Raw genomic sequence first — 255 nt, forward strand, 5'->3', positions numbered from 1 at the left:
GACTACACGCTGCGACGCAAGCCGGCCGACGGCTCGACGCACTGGAGCAGCCGCAAACTGGCGGCACAGCTGGGCATGGCCTTCATGACCGTGCAACGTATCTGGCGCAAGCACGACATTCGGCCACGTCGTCTCGATACGCACATGGTGTCCAACGATCCTGACTTTGAGACCAAGGCCGCCGATGTGATCGGGCTGTACCTTAATCCGCCGTTGCATGCGGCGGTGTTCTGCGTGGACGAGAAGACAGCCATC

The 255-nt window shown here is 61.6% G+C and carries 1 pseudogene; it reads left to right on the forward strand.

The annotated features are described in order from the left end of the window. Positions 1-255: pseudogene (locus AB4Y42_RS44580) on the forward strand (IS630 family transposase); the annotation flags it as partial.

The sequence above is a fragment of the Paraburkholderia sp. EG286B genome, assembly GCF_040965655.1.
Lineage (GTDB): Bacteria > Pseudomonadota > Gammaproteobacteria > Burkholderiales > Burkholderiaceae > Paraburkholderia.